This is a genomic window from uncultured Halorubrum sp., assembly GCF_937146585.1.
Classification (GTDB): Archaea; Halobacteriota; Halobacteria; order Halobacteriales; family Haloferacaceae; genus Halorubrum; species Halorubrum miltondacostae.
In genome coordinates, this window is the sequence record NZ_CAKZRO010000102.1 from 1 (window position 1) to 4,053 (window position 4,053).

General features: G+C 69.4%; 4 protein-coding genes. 1 reads left to right on the forward strand and 3 read right to left on the reverse strand.

Going from position 1 to position 4,053, the window contains the following annotated elements; translation table 11 throughout:
* Positions 1 to 326: 326 nt before the first annotated feature.
* Complete coding sequence (locus Q0116_RS08665) at positions 327 to 1,007, reverse strand: DUF6517 family protein (RefSeq protein ID WP_297886962.1); 681 nt, start codon at positions 1,005 to 1,007, stop codon at positions 327 to 329.
* Between the two features lie 140 nt (positions 1,008 to 1,147).
* Between Q0116_RS08665 and Q0116_RS08670 the strand changes: the two genes are divergently transcribed.
* Entirely contained in the window at positions 1,148 to 1,888 is a 741-nt protein-coding gene (locus tag Q0116_RS08670; RefSeq protein WP_297886968.1) for a hypothetical protein, read from the forward strand.
* Between the two features lie 40 nt (positions 1,889 to 1,928).
* Here Q0116_RS08670 and Q0116_RS08675 read toward each other — a convergent pair whose 3' ends face one another.
* Entirely contained in the window at positions 1,929 to 2,438 is a 510-nt protein-coding gene (locus Q0116_RS08675) for a hypothetical protein (protein WP_297886964.1), read from the reverse strand.
* A gap of 73 nt (positions 2,439 to 2,511) precedes the next feature.
* Positions 2,512 to 3,858, reverse strand: a complete 1,347-nt coding sequence (locus Q0116_RS08680; protein ID WP_297886966.1) for an alkaline phosphatase family protein — start codon at positions 3,856 to 3,858, stop codon at positions 2,512 to 2,514.
* Positions 3,859 to 4,053: the final 195 nt, after the last annotated feature.

Consider the following 4,053-nt stretch of genomic DNA (forward strand, 5'->3'; position numbering starts at 1 on the left):
ACCAACGATCACGAAGCATACGACGACACCGACCGACAGCCATCCGAGCGATCGCGTCCCCATCATAGCGAACGACCCACGGATGCCAGAGCAGTCGCTCTCGGGGCGGCATTAGGACTCGACCCGGCCCCGCGAAACGGCTCCTGTCACACCGCGGGATCTCTCACTCGGTTCGATCGCTTATAAATGGCTTACGGACGTGAAAGCTTCCGACTGGAGAAATAATCGCAAGACTGCGCTGCGACGCAGTCAATTGATAACTCAAAAGCGCGGAACGCTACCGGAGACGGGCGGAGTGAGAGCGGAGACGGGAATTGCCGGAGCCGTCAGTGCTCGACCGCTTCCATCATCGAGAGCAGTTGCTCGGACTGCTCGACCTGTTCGGGGTGGATACCGACCATCGCGATCACGTCTTCGCTGTCCGCGTCGGCGGCGGTGTGCGGGACGGTAGCGATGTACAGGAGGACGGGGATGTCTTCGACGGAGCCGCTCGAGTTGCCCGCGCCCTCGACTTCCGCGCTGACCGTCGTCGCGAAGACCGAGACGGTCGTCTCTTCGCCGAGTATCGTCCGGGTCTCCTCGCCGCGCGACTCGATGTCGTCCGTCTGGATGTCGGCGTTCCCGCCGCCGACGTCCTGCTGGTTGATCTGGTTGAGGAGCCGTTGGATGAGCTCCGCGCCCTCGACCCTGACGAGCGGGTTGACCGACTGGCCGGCGACGGAGGCGTTCGGGGTACTCGCCACGAACAGCGCCGACTGGGTCGACTGGTTGGTGTACCGGGCGACCCACGTCGTCGCCGTCACCCGCGCGTTCACGCCCGTGACGTTGAACTCTCGGTCGATGGTGTACGACGCCGGATCCTGGCCGGAGTAGCCGTCGGCGTACGCGCTCTCCGGTACCTCCGCCGGCGCCGCGTCGAACTCGTAGCTCCCGTCTTCGCCGGCGCACCCGGCGAGCGCGACAGACGTCGACGCCGCGAGTGCCGCGAGCAGTCCGCGTCGTTTCATACCTTCAGGTAGGCGTGTGCGGTTCTTTAAGACTATCGGCGCGGGTATCGGTCGCGAGAACGCCGCAGCCGAAGGCACAAAGTTCACGTCGTGGCGTGCGCGACGTGAGGCAAATGGAACGCCGAGGGCAAACCGGGCTGGTGGAAGCGCTCTTCCTGGACGTGATTCGCCTCCACGAGACGTGGATGGAGGTCGTCTTCCCGCGACAGCTCGACCCGAGCGCGGTCTTGGGGAAGTGGAAGCCCGAGACGACCGTCCAGTCGGTCGGCTACTACCTCTGGGCGGTGCTGGGCGCGCCCCTCGTCGCGGTCACGTACCCGCTGTTGCTTGTCGGGTTCGCGACGCGCTACTACGCGGCGAAGCTCGACTCGGCGGTCACCCGCATCGGCGTCGCCGGCGCGGTCCTCGTCGCCGCCGTCGTCTGGGGCGGACTGACGGTCATCACGCACCTCCAACTGCCGTTCGACGCCGTGATCGCGGTCGGCGCGGCCAGCGTCGTGGCGGTCGTCTCGGCCGCCCTGGCCGCCGGCTTCTCGAAGGTCGGCGGGCGGTTCGTCAGCGTCCTGCTCGCGTACCCGTTCGCGATGACGGCGCTGTTCCTGCCGCCGGTCGTCGCCGCCCTCGTCACGCCCACGTTAGAGGAGCTGATCCTCCCGCCGAGCTACGAGCTCGCGCGGTGGATCCTCGACACGTTCCTCGCGGTCGGCGGCATCAACGAGGCGCTCCGCGGCGCGTTCGACCTCGAGACGTTCGGCCAGCAGTGGGGGCTCCCCGGCCTGGGGTACGTGCTGATGTGGATCGGGATCTCGGTGCCGCTCGGGTGGTTCCTCGGGCTGCTCGTCGCGCTGGCGAACCTGATCCGGCCGGCCGACGACGCCTGAGGCGCGCGACGCCGGACGGTCGCGTCGGTCGACGGAGCGTTCAGTCCTCGGGGTCGTAGTTCTCGCTCGCCGTCTCGAACGCCGACGCCGAGCGCTCCGTCTCGCGGCGCCGTTCGCGTTCCGCGATCGCCTCGGGGTCCGGGCTCGCGTCGTCGTCGACCCGGGCGATCGAGTCGTGGACCTTCGCGTGACACCAGCGGCAGAGCCCGACCGTGATCTCGTGCGCGTCGTCGCCGCCGTACGAGAGGTGGTGCTCCTCGACGAGCGGCCGCGACTCGTCGTGCGCCAGTCGGACGTTCTCGAGCCCGCACCGGACGCAGGACTTCGCGTCGGTCGTGGACCGGTAGTGCGGGCACGCGTCCCACTCGCCCTCGGGGCCGACGTGACAGTCGTAGCCGTCGGCGCGTCGCTCCGCCGCGAACGCGGGGTCGTCGCCCGCCCGGGTCAGCGCGAAGCGGCACCGACCGTCGTCGGTCAGGTGGTCGCAGACGCCGGCGACCGCGTACGGGTCGTCGACGCCGACGGGGGTCCCGTCGGGGGTGCGCTCCATACCGGGTGCTGGGGGCGGACTCACTTCAATTCGGTCGCCCGGCGCGGAGAGGGGAGGTAGCGGGGCGGCCGGCTCAGACGAGGCTCGCGCCGTCGAAGTCCGTGCGGCCGTAGTCGACGTCGAGGAGCCGGAGGAGCGTGGGCGCGACGTCGAGGAGGTCCGCGTCCTCGACGGTCGCGTCCGGGTGGTCGACGAACAGCGCGGCGTCGTCGAAGGCGTGCATCCCGGTCCGGGGGCCGTCGGCGTCGAACACGCCGTCGTGGGGACGGAACCCGGACTTGAGGTCGAACCCGTCGTTGGGGAGGACGACGAGGTCGGGGGCGATGGCGGCGTGGTCGCCGCGGAACACCGTCTCGCGGTCGACGACGCGGTCGGCGACCGGGTTCCCGTCGGGACCGGTCCACGACTCCAGCGCCTCGCGCAGCTCCGCGCGCGTCGCCTCGTACTCGTCCTCGGGGACGGCGCCGTTCGGTTCGCGCCCCTCGACGTTGAGGTAGAAGCGCCCCGGAACCAACGAGTAGGCGCGGGTCTCGTCGTCGACGTCGGCGAGCGCGTCGTGGTCGTCGTCCTCGTAGGAGAGCCACCCCTCGCGCTCGAGCCACTCGTTACAGTAGACGTCGTGGCGCAGCCGCCGGAACCCGTGCGTGGAGCCGACGACGAGCGTGACGTCGCTGGGGAGCGACTCGCGGATCGACCCGATGTGCTCGTCGAGGGCGGCGTGGAACGAGAGCAGCTCCTCGCGGTACGGCCCGCCGTCCTCGTAGTCGCCCCACAGGAAGTGGTTGACGCGGTCCGGGGCGGTGAAGACCCCGACGAAGAGGTCCCAGTCGTCGCGCTCGACGTACCGCTCGAAGGCCGCGGCGCGGGCGTCGAGCGTCCCGCGGGCGTGCTCTAAGAACGCCGTCTTGTCCGACTTGTGGCCGAGCTTCGCGTTGACCGACAGCCGGTAGTCGCTGTCGGAGAGGTACTCGCGGAGTTCGGCCGGGTGCGCGGCGGCGTCGAGGTCGGGGGAGAGGTAGCCCGAGACCATCCGCTGGACGGTGCGCTGCGGCGGGAACGTGACGGGGACGTTCATCACGGTCGCGTCGAGTCCCTCGTCGGCCGCACGGTCCCAGACGCGGGGGATCTGGACGTCGCGGCCCATCGGCACGTACGTGTCGTAAGAGCCGACCTCGCGGTCCTGGAACCCGTACACGCCCGTCTCGCCCGGGTTCTTCCCCGTCGTGAGCGTCGGCCAGCACGCGCTCGACTCCGCCGGGACGATGCTGTCGATCCGTCCGCCCTCGCCGTCGTCCGCGATCGCCGACAGCGTCGGGAACGTCTCCGGATTGTCGGCGACGGCCCGGTACGAGAGGCCGTCGATCCCGATGAACGCCACGCGCGGCGTGTCGTTCCCTCGCAGCCGGTCGAAGAGGCCCATACACACCCATCCGCGGTCGTAGGCAAAAGGATTGACATCGGCAGCGGCCGGATCGGCCGCCGAGCCCCGCCGCGAGGTCGCGGTCGATCGACGGGTCGGCGTCAAGGGGCGGTCGACGAATCGGCGTCGGGAATGGGAAATCCGGCTCTGTTGAAATCCTCAACCGGTGATATGTTCTTAGCGTTCTGCTGAATA

Bases quoted from the DNA above. Each gene is read 5' to 3' on its own strand.
- Q0116_RS08680 (WP_297886966.1), bottom strand. From the start codon at position 3,858: ATGGGCCTCTTCGACCGGCTGCGAGGGAACGACACGCCGCGCGTGGCG.
- Q0116_RS08675 (WP_297886964.1), bottom strand. From the start codon at position 2,438: ATGGAGCGCACCCCCGACGGGACCCCCGTCGGCGTCGACGACCCGTAC.
- Q0116_RS08665 (WP_297886962.1), bottom strand. From the start codon at position 1,007: ATGAAACGACGCGGACTGCTCGCGGCACTCGCGGCGTCGACGTCTGTC.